This is a genomic window from Streptomyces sp. NBC_00829, assembly GCF_045161795.1.
GTDB lineage: Bacteria > Actinomycetota > Actinomycetes > Streptomycetales > Streptomycetaceae > Streptomyces.
In genome coordinates this window covers 7,127,707-7,143,610 of the sequence record NZ_CP108867.1, presented here as the reverse complement: position 1 = coordinate 7,143,610, position 15,904 = coordinate 7,127,707, and the positions used below count along the sequence as shown (strand labels likewise).

Below are 15,904 nucleotides of genomic sequence, written 5' to 3'. Positions count from 1 at the left end.
GTGCCACTCCAAATCACGGATACGTACAGGTGTCCCGAGACTAACCCGTCGCTCGCGGCCTAGGGTTTGCCCATGGTGCATGTGCTGAGCAGCCGCATCCTTCTCCGTCCCGCCGATCCGGAGCGTTCGCGCCGGTTCTACGGGCAGACCCTCGGCCTGCCGGTCTACCGCGAGTTCGGCACCGGCCCGGACCGGGGCACGGTCTACTTCCTCGGCGGCGGCTTTCTCGAAGTGTCCGGGCGCTCGGACGCCACGGCCTCGCCCTCGGTGCGGCTGTGGCTCCAGGTCGAGGACGCGGCTGCGGTCCACGCAGAACTGTCGGAACAGGGCGTGGAAGTGCTCCGGCCGCCCCGGCGCGAGCCCTGGGGGCTGATCGAAATGTGGATCGTCGACCCCGACGGCCACCGGATCGCGATCGTCGAGGTGCCCGCCGACCATCCGCTGCGCCACCGGCCCTGACGCGAAGGACGTCCTTCGGAAGGCGCGGGCGAGTCCACCGGGAACCGGCCCTTGAGGGCGGGCACGCATCGCGCGCCGTGCTCCCCACGCGCCTCCGTGCGCTCGCGTGGGCTCCACCGCGCCCGGGCATCGCCCCCTGGACACCGTCAAAAGGGGAGGTGCTCCGTGCACGGACCCGCGATGTCCGGCTGGCTGCTCGTGACACTGTGCGGGGCGACGGGCGCGTACTGCCTGGTGCGGATGCGCAGTTGCTCCGGCGGGGCGCGCGAGGCGGCCGGCGGCGAGGCCCTGATGGGGCTGGGGATGGCGGCGATGGCGCTGCCCACCGCCCTGGTCGAGCAGACCGGGGCGGCCTGGGTGGTGTACGCGTCTGTCTTCGCCCTCGCGGCGCTGCGCGGCCTGGTGCCCGCCCGGCACAGCGCGCGCCATCTGCACCATCTCGTCGGCACGCTCACGATGGTCTACATGGCGGCGGCGATGGCGGCGACGTCCCACGCGGCGCCGGCGTCCGAGGCGGCGCGCTCCGGGCACCCGGCCTCCGGGATCCCACTGGTCACCGCCGGGCTGCTGGCGTACTACACGGTGTACGTCCTGCGCTCGGGGCTCCGGCTGACACCCGTGGCGGCCCCGGCGGGGAGCGCGGCGGCCGTCTCGCTCGCGGCGCGGACCGAGCTGGCGCCGGCCTGCCGGATCGCGATGGCGCTCGCCATGCTGGCGATGCTGCTCGCCCTGTGAGGCGCCGCTCCCGCGACCGCGCCCCGTACCCGTGTCCTGCGTCACTTGGCGCGCCGGCCCATACCCGCAAGTAGCGCCGCGCTCATAGGCTGAGGGCATGTTGGTCTCCCTCGTGCTGCTGGCTCTCGGCGCACTGGCCGCTGTCCTGGCCCCGCGGCTTGTGTCGCGCGCCGACTGGCCGGAGCGGGAGCCCGTGGTGGCGCTGTGGGTCTGGCAGTGCGTGGTGGCGGCCGTGCTGCTGTGCTTCGCGCTGTCCATGACGTTCAGCGCGGCCTCCGCCTGGCAGCTCGTACGAGGTCAGGTCTTCGCGTCCGCGCCGCAGGGTGTCATGGAGGCGTACGCCCTCGGCGCGAACGGACCCTGGTCGGCGGTTCTCGCCGTGGTCCTGGCCGGCTGCGGCCTGTGGACCGGCGCGATGCTCACCCGGGAGGTCCATCGGTCGCGGCTGCGGCGCAAGCGCAGGCACAGGGACCTTCTTGTGCGCTCCCCCCTGCTTCCGGGCGAGGAGCCGGGGAGCGAACCGCTGGTGGTGCTGGAGGGCGAGCGCCCCGACGCCTGGTGGCTGCCGGGCACCGCGCCCCAACTGGTCGTCACCACGGCCGCGTTGCGTCGTCTGAAGGGCCGCCAGCTCGATGCCGTACTGGCGCACGAACAGGGGCACGCACGAGCGCGGCACGACTGGCTGCTGCACTGTTCCGGCGCGCTCGCGGCAGGTTTTCCGCAGATCCCGGTGTTCGCGGCGTTCCGCGACGAGATGCACCGGCTGGTCGAGCTGGCCGCCGACGACGTCGCCTCGCGGCGCTTCGGCCGGCTGACGATCGCCCTGGCGCTGGTGGAACTCAACGAGGACCGTGGGGTGTTCGGGCCCTGCCCCACTCCGGACGCCCAGCTGCCGCAGCGGGTCAACCGTCTCCTGACTCCGGTGCCCCGGCTGACCGCGGGCCGCAGGCTGGGGCTGACGGCGGCCGCCGCGCTGGTGCCGGTGGTACCTCTGCTGGTGGCCTTCGTACCCGGGCTTCGCGCGCTCGGTTAGCCGTGGCGGCCCATCAGGGGCCAGGATCTTCCCCATGCACCTCCCGCGCACCCCGCCCCCCACCCCACCGGCGCCCTTCGCGTCGTCCGCGGCTGCTCGCGCAGGGGCTGTGTGCGCCGCCCTCTCGGCCGTGCTGCTGACGCTGGTCGCACTCTCATGGTCACCGCTCGTTTCCTTCGACCGGAAGGTCGCGGACGGCCTGCACCGGCGGGCGGTGCGCGAGCCGGACCTCACGCACGCGATGCGGGTGCTCTCCGACTGGGTGTGGGACCCCTGGACGATGCGCGTTCTCCTGGCCCTCGCGGTGATCTGGCTGTGTCTGCGCCGCCAGTGGCTGCTCGCCCTGTGGATCGCGGCGACGAGTGTGACGGGCACCTGGCTGCAACAGGGGCTGAAAGCAGCCGTGGGCCGGGAGCGTCCGCAGTGGCCGGATCCCGTCGACACGGCGCACTACGCGGCCTTCCCCTCCGGCCATGCGATGACGGCGACGGTGAGCTGCGGACTGCTGCTGTGGCTGCTCAGACGGTACGGAGCCAGGGGCCCGCTGTGGTGCGTCGTGGTCGCCGTGGCGGCGGTCAGCGTCGTCGGGGTGGGCTTCACGCGGCTCTGGCTCGGCGTGCACTGGGCCACCGACGTGCTGGGCGGCTGGCTCATCGGCGCCTGCTGGGTAGCCCTGTCGATCGCGCTCTACGAACGGGTGGTCTTGTCCCGGCAGCACTGATCCGGGAAGGATCGCGGACATGGCGATCAAGGGTGTGCTCTTCGACTTCTCCGGAACGCTCTTCCGCATCGAGTCGGCGCAGGACTGGCTCCGCGCGACGCTGGATGCCCGCGGAATCAGCCTGCCTGAGCCCGAATTGGCCGGGTGCGCACAGGAGTTGATGGATGCGGGTGCGCTGCCCGGCGGCGACCTCCCCAAACTTCTCCCCGCTCACCTGGCCGGAGGGTGGGCGATCCGCGACAAGAGCGCCGAGCTTCACCGGGCCGCGTACACCGGTCTCGCCCGCCAGGTGGAGTTGCCGGACCCCGGCCTGTACGACGCCCTCTACGACCGCCATATGACGCCCGCCGCGTGGCAGCCGTACCCCGACGCGGCCGAGGTGCTGAGCACACTGCGCGAGCGGGGCGTCCGCGTCGCGGTGGTCAGCAACATCGGCTGGGATCTGCGCCCGGTCCTCCGCGCGCACGAGCTGGACGTCTGGGTGGACGCTTATGTGCTCTCGTTCGAGCACGGGGTGCAGAAGCCGGACGTGCGGCTGTTCCGCACGGCCTGCGAGGCTCTGGGCCAGGACCCGGCCGATGTCCTCATGGTGGGTGACGACCCGGCCGCGGACGGCGGGGCGGTGAATCTGGGCTGCGCCGTCCACTTCGTGGACCATCTGCCGGTCGGGGAGCGCCCCGCAGGACTGCGCCCGGTGCTCGGGCTCCTGGAGTGACCCCGTACCGAATCAGGACATCCGACAGATAGCGGGGCGAGTCTTCGCCGAGGAGCACACTGAAGACATGACGAAATGGCCCGAACCGGACGATCCCCCGCGTCGCCCGGTTCGGGCGGCAGCACGCTGACCAGGCCCTGAAGACCTCGCAGCGGCAGGCGCTGAGTATATTGGCTCAGAGCCAGTCAACGCAGGAGTCAAGCATGTCCCCGCGGAGCGCATCGGTCAATGAAGAGCTTCGTCGGCGTTCCCGCGAGCGGCTTCTCCAGGCGACCGTGGAGCTGGTCGACGAACGCGGGTACGAAGCCACGACCCTCGGCGACATCGCCGACAGAGCGGGCTCGGCGCGCGGTCTGGTCTCCTACTACTTCCCCGGCAAGCGACAGCTTCTGCAGTCGGCCGTGCACCGTCTGATGCATCGCACCCTGGAAGCGGCGCTGGAGCGCGAGCCCCCTACGGACGACGGGCGTGAGCGGATGGCGCGCGCCATCGACGCGATCCTGGGGCTGGCGGTCGACTATCCCGTACTGATGCGTACGCACATGTCGGGGGTGCTCCAGGCCGACGGATTCCGGCAGTGCCCGGAACAGCAGCGGCTCGCTGCCCTGCTGCGAGAGACCGTGGCGCGGTACGGGTCGACCGACGTCGACGCCGACTATCCCCTGCTGCGGGCGCTGCTGATGGGGGCGGTCTTCGCGATCCTGCTCCCCGGTGTGCCGATGCCGCTGTCGCGGTTGCGCGCGGAGCTGTTCCAGCGGTACGGCCTGGACTGGGAGCTCGGCGTTCCGCCGGGCGGGGAGCCGCCCGGCGGAACGCCTCTTGACACCCTCGTCCGCCCGCCGGCCGGACCGACGGTCCAGCCAGCGGCTCAGTCGCGGTCGAAGTCGTCGAAGTAGTCGGGCTGGGTCTGGACGTTGAGCTCGTCCATCCGCACCCGCTTCGCCGGATCGGTCCGCCGGTCGTCGAGCTTCAGCACGTCGAAGCCCTTGGCGATGTCGTTGGAGTAGATGTAGCCGTTGTAGTAGTAGGCCGACCAGGAGCCGCCGGTGAGCATCGTGTCCGCGCTGAGCGGGCCGCGCTCGAAGTAGGCGATCTCCGTGGGCTGGGCGGAGTTGGTGAAGTCCCAGACGGAGACGCCGCCCTGGTACCACGCCTGGACCATGAGGTCGCGGCCCTTGACCGGGATCAGCGAGCCGTTGTGGGCCACACAGTTCTCGGTGTCGGCCTGGTGCCGGGGGATCTTGTAGTAGCTGCGGAAGACCAGCTTGCGGTGGTCGCCCCTGCCGACGATGTCGTAGATGCCGTCGGCGCCGCGGTTCGGGCCGATCACGGTGTTGCAGGTGGCGGCGCCGCCGCCACCGAGCTCGTCGGTGAAGACGACCTTGTTGGCCTTCTGGTTGAAGGTCGCCGAGTGCCAGAACGCGAAGTTCACATTGTCCTGGACCTGATCGATGACCTTGGGACGCTCCGGGTCGCTGATGTCGAACAGGATGCCGTCACCCATGCAGGCACCGGCGGCCAGGTCCTTGGAGGGAAGCACCGTGATGTCGTGGCAGCCGGTGGTCTTGGAGACGCCCGGGTTGGTGGGCGATCCGGGGTTGCCGCCGCCGTCCGGGCCCGTTCCCGGGAAGAGAACGGGGAAGTTCACGACCGCGGCCTTCTCGGGGGCCTTGCGCGGCACCTTGATGACGGAGATTCCGTCGTGCGGCGGCTGGCAGTCCGGGAAGGTCTCGCTCGGCGAGTACGACGAGACGTAGATGTAGACGTTGCGTCGCTGCGGCACCAGGGTGTGCGTGTGGGAGCCGCAGGCGGTCTCCACGGCCGCGACGTACTTCGGATTGCGCTTGTCGCTGATGTCGAAGATCTTCATGCCCTCCCAGGACGACTTCTCGGTCGCGGGCTGCGAGGTGCTGTTGCACGAGTTGTCGCTGCGCGAGGAGTCGGTGGAGAGGAAGAGCAGGTCGCCGGAGACGGTGACGTCGTTCTGCGATCCGGGACACAGGACCTGGGCCACGGTCTTGGGGGCCTTCGGGTTGCGGATGTCGAAGATCCGGAACCCGTCGTAGTTGCCGGCGAAGGCGTAGTGCCCCTGGAATGCCAGGTCCGAGTTGGTTCCCTTGAGCGCGTCCTTGGGGATGTTGGTGACATGTCTGACGTTGTCGCTGTGGACGATCTCGTCCACACCGGGTATCTCGCCGCTCCTGATGGCCGATCTCGTCTCGGCTCTCTGCCCGGACGACACCTTTTTCTGGGTGGGTGTGTCGCCCGGATCCGGTGTGGCGGCCGCGGGTCCGGCCGTCAGCAGGGTGGCGAGGAGTCCGGCCGCGGCTGCCGCCACGCCCAGACGTCTGCGCCGCACTCGGGTGGTGTGTAACAGGGTCACTGCGGTCCTCCCTTGTATCCGTTCGCAGGTGAACGGTTCGCGGACCCCGGCAGTATCTTCCCTTCCATGTACATCACAACAGGTGGCAACAGAGACGTAATGAAAGTTTTTGATCACCGGTGCGGGGAAGCGTGCCTGGACAGTCCTGAATACCCCAAGTGCCTTAGGAGGCAACCGTGTTGAACCGCCGCAGGACCGCGCGTGTGCGCAGCTCGGTCGTCGTGTCCACGGTCGTTGCCGCCGTACTCGCCCTGGGTGCCTGCGACTCGGGCTCGGACGCTCCCACCAAGGCCAACGGGGACGGCGGACCGTCGGTGGTGGCGCCGGGCAGACCGGGCGAGCCGGCCAGAACACTCTCGGCCGAGGAGGCGGCGAAGGCGGCGCCCGACGACTCCCCCAACTCCGCCGACTTCTCCTACGCGCAGATGATGATCATGCACCACGGCCAGGCGCTGGACATGACCTCCCTCGCGCCCGAACGGGCGGCATCCACGCAGGTCAAGCGGCTGGCGGAGCGGATAACCGCCGCTCAGAAGCCCGAGATGGGCGCGATGCAGGGGTGGCTGAAAAACAACGCGGGGGCGAAGGAGAAGGGCGGCCACCACCACGCCGGGGGCTCGATGCCGGGGATGGCCACTCCCGCCCAACTGGCGCAGCTGCGCGCCGCGAAGGGCAAGGCGTTCGACGAACTCTTCCTGAAACTGATGATCACTCACCACCAGGGAGCGGTCACCATGGCCACCGAAGTCCTCTCGGACGGCAACAACGTCCTGATCGAGGAGATGGCGAACGATGTGGTCGCGCAGCAGACCAGCGAGATCAACCGGATGCGCTCGATGTGACCGACGAACGCTCCGCGCCGGGAACGCCCCCGATGGTCCGGCGGCGATTGTGGCGCGGCGCGAGATAGCCCTCGTCACGGGCGCCCGCGATGAGCCGGAGCGCCTTGCGGCGGTTCCGCCCGGTCGCGCTCATCACGGCGAGCACCGGGTCGCGCCCCTCCCGCTGCGCGGCCCGGTAGGCGTCGGCCGCGATGCGCCGGCCGGCACTGCCGCGCGGCACCGGGGGCCGGGCGCGGCGACGGTGCCCGGGGGGCTCGGCCCGCTCCGCCATGCCCGGCCCCGGCTGCTGAGCGACGATTCCGCAGGCGTCCTCCAGCGGGTCCTCGATCCGGTCGGCGAGCACCGCGAAGCCCTCCAGGGGCAGTGGCGGGTCCGCCCGCAGGTCCTCGATGGCGATCCGGCCGTCGTCGACGACGGCGACCACATCGACCCGCGTGCCGTCGGCGAAGGTCAGCCGCACATTGAACCAGGGAGGAACGCCGTATCCGGGCGGCTCGGACGTGACCGTGCCGGCGCCCTGCAGCTCCCAGACGGGCGGATACGGCAGCACCCCACTCAGGTCATACTGATCATTAACGTTAAGAAGCGCAGTTTCTTGCACAATTAGCACGTAACCAGTCAATTCATGGCAATCTGTGGCGGCACGCACGCCGCCCCGCCTCAGAGCACCCCGTCAGCGCATCTCCCCAGCCCCGCACGCCGGTGCGATGCTGGAGTCCCCCTGTGGGAAGGAGCGCAGCTGTGCTTCGCGTCGCAGTCGTCGGATCGGGACCCAGCGGGGTCTATGCCGCACAGGATCTCGTCCAGCAGAGCCGGGTGCCCGATGTACGGGTGCACGTACTGGACCGGCTCCCCTGCCCCTACGGACTCGTGCGCTACGGGGTCGCGCCCGACCACGAGAAGATCAAGTCACTGCAGAACAATCTGCGGAACGTGCTGGAGCACGACCGGATCGACTTCATCGGCAATGTGGAGGTCGGAACGCGCGGACTGGGACCGGAGCGGCTGCTCGACCTCTACCACGCGGTCGTGTACTGCGTCGGGGCCGCGAGGGACCGCAGGCTCGGCATTGCGGGTGAGGATCTGCCGGGCAGTCACTCGGCCACCGAATTCGTCTCCTGGTACAGCGCGCACCCCGACGCGGCCGGCAACGGCTTTGCCCTCGACGCCCGTTCGGCCGTGGTGATCGGCGTCGGCAACGTGGCGGTGGACGTGGCCCGCATCCTCGCGCGGGGCGCGGACGAGCTGCGCCCCACCGACGTTCCGCAGGCGGCGCTCGGCGCTCTGGCGCTCAGCCAGGTGCGCGACGTGCACATGGTGGGGCGGCGCGGACCCTCGCAGGCGAAGTTCACGACCAAGGAACTGCGGGAGCTCGGCGGGCTGCCCTCCGCGGGGGTGGTCGTCGAGGCGGAGGATCTCGTGCTGGACCCGGCGTACGCGGCTCACCCCGAGCTCGCCTCCGCGCTGCCCGCGGTCAACCGGCGCAATCTCGAGGTCGTACGGGGCTGGGCCACGCAGTCGCCTCCGGGCCGGCAGCGCCGGATCCATCTGCGGTTCTTCCTGCGCCCGGTGGAGCTGCTGGAAGACGGCGGCAAGGTCGCGGGCGTACGGTTCGAGCGCACCGTTCCGGACGGGGACGGGGGCGTCCGGGGCACCGGGGTGTACGAGGAGATCGAGGCGCAGCTGGTGCTGCGGGCGGTCGGCTACCGCGGTGTTCCGCTGCCCGGGCTCCCGTTCGACGAGAGGCATGGCACCGTGCCGCACGCCGGCGGCCGGGTGCTGCGCGAGGGGGTCCCCTCGCCCGGGGAGTATGTGGCGGGATGGATAAAGCGCGGTCCGACCGGGGTGATCGGCACCAACCGGCCGTGCGCCAAGGAGACGGTGCTGTCGCTGCTCGACGACGCCGGGTCCCTGGAACTGCGCCCGGTCGTGGCCGATCCGCTGGCCGCACTGCGCGAGTCGGGGCACCGTCCCGTCCGGTGGCCGGGCTGGCTGGCGATCGAGGCGGCGGAGTCGGCCCTGGGCGAGACCTTCGGCCGAGGGTCCGTCAAGATCCCTGACTGGGAGGGGCTGTTGACCGCGGCGGGCGAGCGGGCCGGTGAACGGGCCGGGTGATCCGGGCGGCGTGACGTGGCCCGGGCATACCGACGGCCTCGCCGGGGAAGACCGGAGTCGCACCGGCGCCGGTGGTTGCCGGGATGGCAGGATCACCGCGAACGGTGCTCCCCGCACTCCCCCGTGACGCGGCGCACTCTGCGAGAGGAGCTGTCTGATGTCCCGGCGCGGAGCTGAGCTGGACGAACTCGACCGAAAGATCATCGCGGCGCTGATGGCGGACGCGCGGGCGAGTCTCCGGGAGATCGGCCTGTCGATCGGTCTGTCGGCACCCGCCGTGAAACGCCGGGTGGACCGGCTGAGGGAGCAGGAAGTGATCACGGGCTTCACCACCGTGGTGAAGCCATCGGCCCTTGGCTGGCACACCGAGGCGTACGTCGAGGTGTTCTGCGAGGGCGCCGCTCCGCCGAGGAGGCTGGCGGAGGTGGTCCGCAATCACCCCGAGATCCAGTCGGCGGTCACCGTCACGGGCCGGGCCGACGCGCTGCTGCACATCAGAGCGCTCGATGTGGCGCACTTCGAGGATGTCCTCGAAAAGATCCGCTCGGAGCCGTTCGTGAAGGCCACCAACACCTTCGTCGTACTCAATCATCTGCTTCCGGGCAGCCCAGAAGCAGGTTCGGGACGCATCACCCCGGACCTGACGTAACAAGTGGTGGGTCCGGGGCCCACAAACGCAACAGAGTTGCGCGCACACGCAACTCATTCGTCTTGTCGCTGTCCGTCACTCCTCCTTACCGTTGACGGCATCCCCAGCTCTGAAAGGACCCTGGATGCCGTCTCTCCGAACCGCGAAGAAGCGCCGGTATCTCGTCTGCTCGCCGGAGTACTTCGACGTCCGGTACTCGATCAATCCCTGGATGACCTCCAGGGAGCCGGTCGACGTCCCGCTGGCACACAAGCAGTGGGACACGCTCGTATCCCTCTATCGCGAGCTCGGCCACACCGTCGAGACGGTGGATCCCGTCGCCGACCTCCCCGACATGGTCTTCGCGGCCAATTCGGCGCTCGTACTCGACGGCAAGGCGTTCGGCGCCCAGTTCCACGCGCCCGAGCGGCAGCCGGAGGCGGGCCACTACCGGACCTGGTTCGAGGCCGCCGGTTTCGAGACGTACATTCCGTCCCATACGTGCGAAGGGGAGGGCGACTTCACCCCGGTCGGCGGATTCATCCTCGCCGGCACCGGGTTCCGCACGCTCCCGTCCGCCCACCACGAGGCCCAGGAGTTCTTCGGCAGGCCGACGGTGAGCCTGCATCTCGTCGATGCGCACTTCTACCACCTGGACACGGCGCTCTTCGCGCTCGACGACACCAACATCGCCTACTATCCGGAGGCCTTCTCGGCGGGCAGCCAGAAGGTTCTGAAGGCGCTCTTCCCGGACGCCCTGGTCTGCACCCGCGAGGATGCTCTCGTCTTCGGGCTCAACTCGCTGTCCGACGGGCGCCATGTGGTGATGGCGCAGGAGGCGACGGGCCTCATGGAGAAGGTCGCGGCCCTCGGCTACGAACCCGTTCCCGTGGATCTCTCGGAGTTCCGCAAGGCGGGCGGCGGGGCGAAATGCTGCACGCAGGAGCTCCGTCCCTGAGGTATTTCCTGCCAGTGGATCAGGCCCCGGGACCCGCCCCGGGGCCTGATCACGTTTCCCGGGGTGCGTTCGCCGGCGCCGATCCGCTGCGTGTGGCGATCGACACCCGCTCCGGTGGAATCCCGGGCCACGAGGCGCGCTGGCAGCTCGTGCGGCACCACGGGATCCTCGTGGAGGTGGCGGGACTTCTCCTGGTTTGGCATGCTCCGTACTACGAGGGTGACGCACGACTGGCGCTTCACGCACTACGCCGCCCACCACCGGCGGTACGGGGCTCATCCTCAGCGAGGCGACGGCGGTCGGCCCGGAGGGGCGGATCGCCGCCACGTCCCGGAGCTGTACCACCGTTGCGTCCGAGCGTCCGGGGCCGCTCCGTCACGTGCTCCGTCCCGCGCCCATCGCGGGGGGCAGCGCATCCCCGGCCCGCCGCCGGACGCGCTGTCCCCTGCGACGTTCCGTGCCGCACTCGGGCAGGATCGTCCAGGATCGTCCTCAGGGCACCGATGAGTTCGGGCGCCCCGGCCGGTCAGCACTGAAGACGTCCGTACAAGGAGGCTCGTCGTGCTGCTCAGGAACAGGAACGCGGTCATCTACGGAGGCGGCGGCGCCATCGGCTCGGCGGTCGCCCGGGCCTTCGCCCGCGCGGGAGCGCGAGTCCATCTCGCCGGCCGCACCCGCGGAAGCCTCGATGAAGCGGCCGAGTCCGTCCGGGCGGCGGGCGGTCTTGCCGACACCGACCAGGTCGACGCCCTGGACGAGGCGGCGGTCGACCGGTTCACGGACGCGGTGGTCGAACGGGCGGGCAGCCTCGACATCTCGTTCAGCCTGATCTCGTTCGGGGAGGTCCAGGGGATCCCGCTCACCGAGATCTCCCTCGCCGACTTCGAGCGGCCGGTCCACAACGCCGTACGCGCGATGTTCCTGACCTCACGCTCCGCCGCGCGGCACATGATCCGGCAGAAGTCCGGGGTGATCCTCGCCTTCGGCGGCTACGGCGACCCGCCCCGCGAGCACAGGCTGGGCGGCTTCCAGGTGGCGTTCGGCGCCATGGAGTCGCTGCGCCGGAATCTCGCCGCCGAGCTGGGGCCGCACGGCATCCGCGTCCTGACGCTCCAGACGGGCGGGGTGCCCGACACCCTGCCCGAGAACGCCGACTACCGCGACGCCGTCACCAGCGAGATCGACGGGCACACGTTGCTGGGACGGGCGGCCTCGCTGGACGACGTGGGCAGCGTGGCGGTCTTCGCCGCCTCCGACATGGCCCGCTCGATGACCGCGACGGCCCTGAACATCACCGGCGGCTCGGTCGTCGACTGAGCCCCGCAAGAGCCGGGCTGACCTGCGCGGAAACCCGCCCGGAAGCCACTGTCAGTGGGCAGGTGCAGACTGGCTTCCATCCGAGACACCGGCGTCCTGGAGGCACAAGGCCATGACCGACGTACTTCTCACCGTAGGCACGCGAAAAGGGCTCTTCATCGGCCGCAGGCACGGCGGCACCTGGGAGTTCGACGGCCCGCACTTCAACGCGCAGGCCGTGTACTCGATCGGGATCGACACGCGGCGGTCCGTTCCCCGTCTGCTGGTCGGCGGCGACAGTGCGCACTGGGGCCCGTCGGTCTTCCACTCCGACGACCTCGGCGCGACCTGGGTCGAGCCGCCCAAGCCGGCCGTGAAGTTTCCCAAGGACACCGGGGCGTCGCTGGAACGGGTCTGGCAACTCCATCCGGCCGGTCCCGCCACCCCCGACGTGGTGTACGCGGGCACGGAGCCGGCCGCGCTGTTCCGCTCGGACGACGGCGGCGAGACCTTCGAACTCGTCCGTCCGCTGTGGGAGCATCCGACCCGCTCGAAGTGGGTACCGGGAGGCGGCGGCGAGGCGGTGCACACCGTCGTGACCGACCGCCGGGACCCGGACGCCGTCACGGTCGCGGTGTCGACGGCGGGAGTGTTCCGCTCCCAAGACGCCGGGGCGAGCTGGGCACCGTCCAACCAGGGAGTCTCGGCGGTCTTCCTGCCCGACCCCAACCCCGAGTTCGGCCAGTGCGTCCACAAGATCGCGCAGGATGCGGGCAATCTGGACCGGCTCTATCTGCAGAACCACTGGGGTGTGTACCGCAGCGACGACGCGGGAGCCAAGTGGACCGACATCGGCGCGGGGCTGCCCTCCGACTTCGGCTTCGCCGTGGCCGCTCACCCTCACCGGCCCGACACGGCCTATGTCTTCCCCATCACGGCGGACGCGGACCGCGTGCCCGCCGGACGCCGCTGCCGCGTCTACCGGACGAGCGACGCGGGCGGCACCTGGGAGGCGCTGTCGGCCGGGCTGCCGCAGGGCGACCACTTCGGCACGGTGCTGCGGGACGCGCTGTGCACGGACGACGCGGATCCGGCGGGAGTGTATTTCGGCAACCGCAACGGCGAGGTGTACGCCAGCGCGGACGACGGGGACAGCTGGCAGCTCCTCGCCTCCCATCTGCCGGATGTGCTCTGCGTGCGGGCGGCGGCCATGGGTGGAGAGACGAGGCCCGTGCACCAGTAGAGTGACGCCCCGTGGCACGACCGTTGAACGAAATCGTGGAGCCGGGCTGGGCGGAAGCCCTCGCGCCGGTGGCCGAACGCATCGCCGCGATGGGCGACTTCCTGCGCGCCGAGATCGCGGCAGGGCGCACCTATCTGCCGGCCGGAGCCCATGTGCTGCGCGCCTTCCAGCAGCCCTTCGCGGATGTACGTGTCCTGATCGTCGGTCAGGATCCGTACCCCACGCCGGGGCATGCCGTGGGGCTGAGCTTCTCGGTGGCGCCCGAGGTGCGGCCGGTGCCCGGCAGCCTGGACAACATCTACCGGGAGATGCACGCGGACCTGGGACATCCCCGGCCCTCCAACGGCGACCTCACGCCGTGGACCCGGCAGGGCGTCCTGCTGCTCAACAGAGCTCTGACCACCGCGCCCCGCAAGCCGGCGGCGCACCGGGGGAAGGGCTGGGAGGAAGTGACCGAGCAGGCCATCCGGGCCCTTGCCGCGCGCGGCAAGCCGCTGGTGTCCGTGCTGTGGGGGCGGGACGCGCGCAATCTGCGGCCGCTCCTCGGAGATCTTCCGGCGATCGAGTCCTCGCACCCCTCCCCCATGTCCGCCGACCGCGGGTTCTTCGGCTCCCGTCCCTTCAGCCGCGCCAACGACCTGCTCGAACGCCAGGGGGCGCAGCCGGTCGACTGGCGGCTTCCGTGACCTTGGGCTGGGTGCTGGGGGTCGACTCGGGCGGCTCCGGGCTGCGGGCGGCGCTCGCGGACCCCCGTGACCTTGGTCCTGCGCAGAGCCTCGCGTCGCGCGAGCCGGTGCGCACCGGCAGCGGAGGCATCGACGCCCGGCATCTGCTGGACCAACTGCTGCCGATGGCGCGCACGCTGCTCGACCGGGCGGGCGGCGGCACGCTGTCCGCCGTCGCGATCGGCGCCGCCGGAATGGCGACGCTGGGTGGCCGGCTGCGGGCGGAGCTGCCCGGCGAGCTGGAGCGGTCGCTGGGCGTACGGCGGTTGGCGCTGGCCGCGGACGCGGTCACCGCCTACGCGGGAGCGCTCGGCCAGCGGCCCGGGGCCGTGGTCGCCGCCGGCACCGGCGTGATCGCCACCGGCACGGATCTGGACTCCTGGCGCCGGGCCGACGGTTGGGGCCATCTCCTCGGCGACTGCGGCGGCGGGGCGTGGATCGGCCGGGCGGGTCTCGAGGCGGCGCTGCGCGCCCACGACGGCCGCCGCGGTGGCTCCCCGGCGCTGCTGAGCAGGATGGAGTCGGCGTTGGGCCCCGCGCAGGAGCTGCCGGGGCTGCTCTACCCGCGCACCGACCGGGCGGCGGTGCTGGCCTCGTTCGCACCGCAGGTCGGCGAGTGCGCGGCGGACGGCGATGCGGTGTCCGTGCAGATCCTCGCGGCTGCGGCCCGGCACATCGCGGAGGCTGCCGCGGCCGTGTGCCCGCCCGCGTCTGAGGAGTCAGGCCCGTCCCAGTTCGCTCTCACCGGAGGGCTGTTGAACATGGGGCCGCCTCTTCTCGTACCTTTGAGGGAGGAGCTGGCCATACAACTGCCGCACGCGCAACCGGTGTCCGCAACGGGCGATCCGCTCACCGGCGCGCTGCTTCTCGCCGCGGCGCTCGCCACGGATTCGCTGGTGCTGCCGCGTCATCCGGCGCTGCTGCACGTGCCGACAGAACTGGGCAGTTGAGGCGTAGGTCATGCATCGGATAAATATGGACAGATAACGCTTGAGTGGCCCCTCCCCGAACAGTCGCGCCCACAAAACCAGTAGCATGCGGCGCCATGAGCTCCCCCACTGGGCCGGCATCCGGCCTGCCTGTACGAATGCCGCGACCGCGTCAGTCCGGACGGCACCGCCGCCCGGAACCCGTGGCGGCTCCTGAGGGCGCGCCCGCGCTCGTGCTCGCGGTACCCGGCGCTCCCGCGCCCGCCACACGCAGCCTGGCCGAAGAGGTCATAAGCATCGCTCGCTCCGAGCTCCCCGGCCTCGATGCGGGCATCGGCTACCTGGACAGCGACGACACCGAGTACCCCACGCTCGAGACCGTCCTCGCCCACACCGCGGCCCGTCGCGCCGAGCGCTACGAGATCGCCAGGGCCGCCGGCCGTGACGTGGCCGCGCCCGAGGGCACCTCGGCCGTCGTGGTGCCGCTTCTCGCCGGACCGGACAACGCCCTGATGCGCCGGATCCGCCACGCCGTCATGGACAGCCGCGCAGCCGCCGAGCTGACCGATGTCCTCGGACCGCACCCGCTGCTCGCGGAGGCGCTGCACGTCCGGCTCTCGGAGGCCGGTCTGGCCCGCGCGGACCGAGCCCGGCTGTTCACCGTCGCCACCGCGGCCGACGGCATCATCCTCGCCACGGTCGGCGGCGAGGAGGCCGTCCAGGCGGCGGGGATCACCGGCATGCTCCTGGCCGCGCGCCTCGCGGTGCCGGTGATGGCCGCCGCGCTCGACCAGGAGGGCGCGGTGGGCGTGATCGCCGACCAGCTGCGCGGCTCCGGTTCGGTGCAGCTGGCGCTGGCCCCGTACCTCGTCGGCCCCGAGCTGCCCGAAGGTCTGCTGGACGCGGCCGCCAAGGAGGCGGGCTGCTCCGCCGCCGAGGCGCTCGGCGCCTACCCGGCCATCGGCAAGCTGGTGCTTGCGCAGTACGCGAAGGCGCTGGGCATCACCCCGCAGCCGGGTGCGCCGTCCCACTGACGGTCTGCCGTACGTACGCCGAAGGGCCCGCACCACGCCACCACGCGAAGGGTGCGGGCCCTTCGGCGTATCGAAGCACAGACCGGGC

Annotated in this window: 17 protein-coding genes; 15 read left to right on the top strand and 2 right to left on the bottom strand. The window is 71.0% G+C overall.

Annotation, left to right across the window (positions count from 1 at the left end):
• Positions 1 to 72: 72 nt before the first annotated feature.
• The 6 genes from OG293_RS32095 to OG293_RS32070 all read left to right on the top strand — a co-directional run bounded on the left by OG293_RS32095 (position 73) and on the right by OG293_RS32070 (position 4,559).
• On the top strand, positions 73 to 459 hold the full coding sequence (locus OG293_RS32095) for a VOC family protein (RefSeq protein ID WP_406002247.1): 387 nt from the start codon (positions 73 to 75) through the stop codon (positions 457 to 459).
• Positions 460 to 624: 165 nt separating this feature from the next.
• Complete coding sequence (locus OG293_RS32090; RefSeq protein WP_406002246.1) at positions 625 to 1,194, top strand: DUF5134 domain-containing protein; 570 nt, start codon at positions 625 to 627, stop codon at positions 1,192 to 1,194.
• 97 nt (positions 1,195 to 1,291) lie between these two features.
• The gene (locus OG293_RS32085) at positions 1,292 to 2,227 is read left to right on the top strand and encodes a M56 family metallopeptidase (RefSeq protein WP_406002245.1); all 936 of its coding nucleotides are present in this window, start codon (positions 1,292 to 1,294) and stop codon (positions 2,225 to 2,227) included.
• 34 nt (positions 2,228 to 2,261) lie between these two features.
• A complete protein-coding gene (locus OG293_RS32080) occupies positions 2,262 to 2,948 on the top strand; it encodes a phosphatase PAP2 family protein (protein ID WP_406002244.1) in 687 nt (228 codons plus the stop codon).
• 19 nt (positions 2,949 to 2,967) lie between these two features.
• Entirely contained in the window at positions 2,968 to 3,663 is a 696-nt protein-coding gene (locus tag OG293_RS32075; RefSeq protein ID WP_406002243.1) for an HAD family hydrolase, read from the top strand.
• Between the two features lie 203 nt (positions 3,664 to 3,866).
• Positions 3,867 to 4,559, top strand: coding sequence for a TetR/AcrR family transcriptional regulator (locus tag OG293_RS32070; protein WP_406002242.1), 693 nt, complete (start codon positions 3,867 to 3,869; stop codon positions 4,557 to 4,559).
• On the opposite strand, the gene OG293_RS32065 is transcribed toward OG293_RS32070, so the two are convergent.
• Entirely contained in the window at positions 4,532 to 6,046 is a 1,515-nt protein-coding gene (locus OG293_RS32065) for an LVIVD repeat-containing protein (RefSeq protein ID WP_406002241.1), read from the bottom strand. The genes OG293_RS32070 and OG293_RS32065 overlap by 28 nt on opposite strands.
• Positions 6,047 to 6,222: 176 nt before the next feature.
• On the opposite strand from OG293_RS32065, the gene OG293_RS32060 reads away from it, so the two are divergent.
• Positions 6,223 to 6,888 (top strand): DUF305 domain-containing protein, encoded by a 666-nt coding sequence (locus OG293_RS32060; RefSeq protein ID WP_406002240.1) that lies wholly within the window; start codon positions 6,223 to 6,225, stop codon positions 6,886 to 6,888.
• Here the strand turns inward: OG293_RS32060 and OG293_RS32055 are convergent.
• Positions 6,866 to 7,438 (bottom strand): DUF6214 family protein, encoded by a 573-nt coding sequence (locus tag OG293_RS32055; protein WP_406002239.1) that lies wholly within the window; start codon positions 7,436 to 7,438, stop codon positions 6,866 to 6,868. The genes OG293_RS32060 and OG293_RS32055 overlap by 23 nt on opposite strands.
• Before the next feature lie 191 nt (positions 7,439 to 7,629).
• Between OG293_RS32055 and OG293_RS32050 the strand changes: the two genes are divergently transcribed.
• From OG293_RS32050 to OG293_RS32015, 8 genes are all read left to right on the top strand, one after another.
• Entirely contained in the window at positions 7,630 to 9,003 is a 1,374-nt protein-coding gene (locus tag OG293_RS32050; RefSeq protein ID WP_406002238.1) for an FAD-dependent oxidoreductase, read from the top strand.
• Between the two features lie 157 nt (positions 9,004 to 9,160).
• Positions 9,161 to 9,652 (top strand): Lrp/AsnC family transcriptional regulator, encoded by a 492-nt coding sequence (locus OG293_RS32045; RefSeq protein ID WP_406002237.1) that lies wholly within the window; start codon positions 9,161 to 9,163, stop codon positions 9,650 to 9,652.
• A 124-nt stretch (positions 9,653 to 9,776) separates the two neighbouring features.
• Positions 9,777 to 10,589, top strand: a complete 813-nt coding sequence (ddaH, locus tag OG293_RS32040) for a dimethylargininase (protein WP_406002236.1) — start codon at positions 9,777 to 9,779, stop codon at positions 10,587 to 10,589.
• A gap of 561 nt (positions 10,590 to 11,150) precedes the next feature.
• Positions 11,151 to 11,906, top strand: a complete 756-nt coding sequence (locus OG293_RS32035; RefSeq protein WP_406002235.1) for an SDR family NAD(P)-dependent oxidoreductase — start codon at positions 11,151 to 11,153, stop codon at positions 11,904 to 11,906.
• 112 nt (positions 11,907 to 12,018) lie between these two features.
• Positions 12,019 to 13,128 carry a WD40/YVTN/BNR-like repeat-containing protein gene (locus OG293_RS32030; RefSeq protein ID WP_406002234.1) on the top strand — a complete coding sequence of 370 codons (1,110 nt, stop codon included), beginning with the start codon at positions 12,019 to 12,021 and terminating at the stop codon, positions 13,126 to 13,128.
• A gap of 23 nt (positions 13,129 to 13,151) precedes the next feature.
• Positions 13,152 to 13,814, top strand: a complete 663-nt coding sequence (locus OG293_RS32025; protein ID WP_406003782.1) for a uracil-DNA glycosylase — start codon at positions 13,152 to 13,154, stop codon at positions 13,812 to 13,814.
• Complete coding sequence (locus tag OG293_RS32020; protein ID WP_406002233.1) at positions 13,811 to 14,803, top strand: N-acetylglucosamine kinase; 993 nt, start codon at positions 13,811 to 13,813, stop codon at positions 14,801 to 14,803. Before OG293_RS32025 ends, OG293_RS32020 begins: the two co-directional genes overlap by 4 nt.
• 95 nt (positions 14,804 to 14,898) lie before the next feature.
• Positions 14,899 to 15,816 (top strand): sirohydrochlorin chelatase, encoded by a 918-nt coding sequence (locus tag OG293_RS32015; protein WP_406002232.1) that lies wholly within the window; start codon positions 14,899 to 14,901, stop codon positions 15,814 to 15,816.
• The last annotated feature ends 88 nt before the right edge of the window (positions 15,817 to 15,904 follow it).

Excerpts from the sequence above, each read along its gene's own strand:
- OG293_RS32095 (WP_406002247.1), top strand. The coding sequence starts at position 73 with ATGGTGCATGTGCTGAGCAGCCGCATCCTTCTCCGTCCCGCCGATCCG.
- OG293_RS32085 (WP_406002245.1), top strand. The coding sequence starts at position 1,292 with ATGTTGGTCTCCCTCGTGCTGCTGGCTCTCGGCGCACTGGCCGCTGTC.
- OG293_RS32080 (WP_406002244.1), top strand. The coding sequence starts at position 2,262 with ATGCACCTCCCGCGCACCCCGCCCCCCACCCCACCGGCGCCCTTCGCG.
- OG293_RS32075 (WP_406002243.1), top strand. The coding sequence starts at position 2,968 with ATGGCGATCAAGGGTGTGCTCTTCGACTTCTCCGGAACGCTCTTCCGC.
- OG293_RS32070 (WP_406002242.1), top strand. The coding sequence starts at position 3,867 with ATGTCCCCGCGGAGCGCATCGGTCAATGAAGAGCTTCGTCGGCGTTCC.
- OG293_RS32045 (WP_406002237.1), top strand. The coding sequence starts at position 9,161 with ATGTCCCGGCGCGGAGCTGAGCTGGACGAACTCGACCGAAAGATCATC.
- ddaH (WP_406002236.1), top strand. The coding sequence starts at position 9,777 with ATGCCGTCTCTCCGAACCGCGAAGAAGCGCCGGTATCTCGTCTGCTCG.
- OG293_RS32030 (WP_406002234.1), top strand. The coding sequence starts at position 12,019 with ATGACCGACGTACTTCTCACCGTAGGCACGCGAAAAGGGCTCTTCATC.
- OG293_RS32015 (WP_406002232.1), top strand. The coding sequence starts at position 14,899 with ATGAGCTCCCCCACTGGGCCGGCATCCGGCCTGCCTGTACGAATGCCG.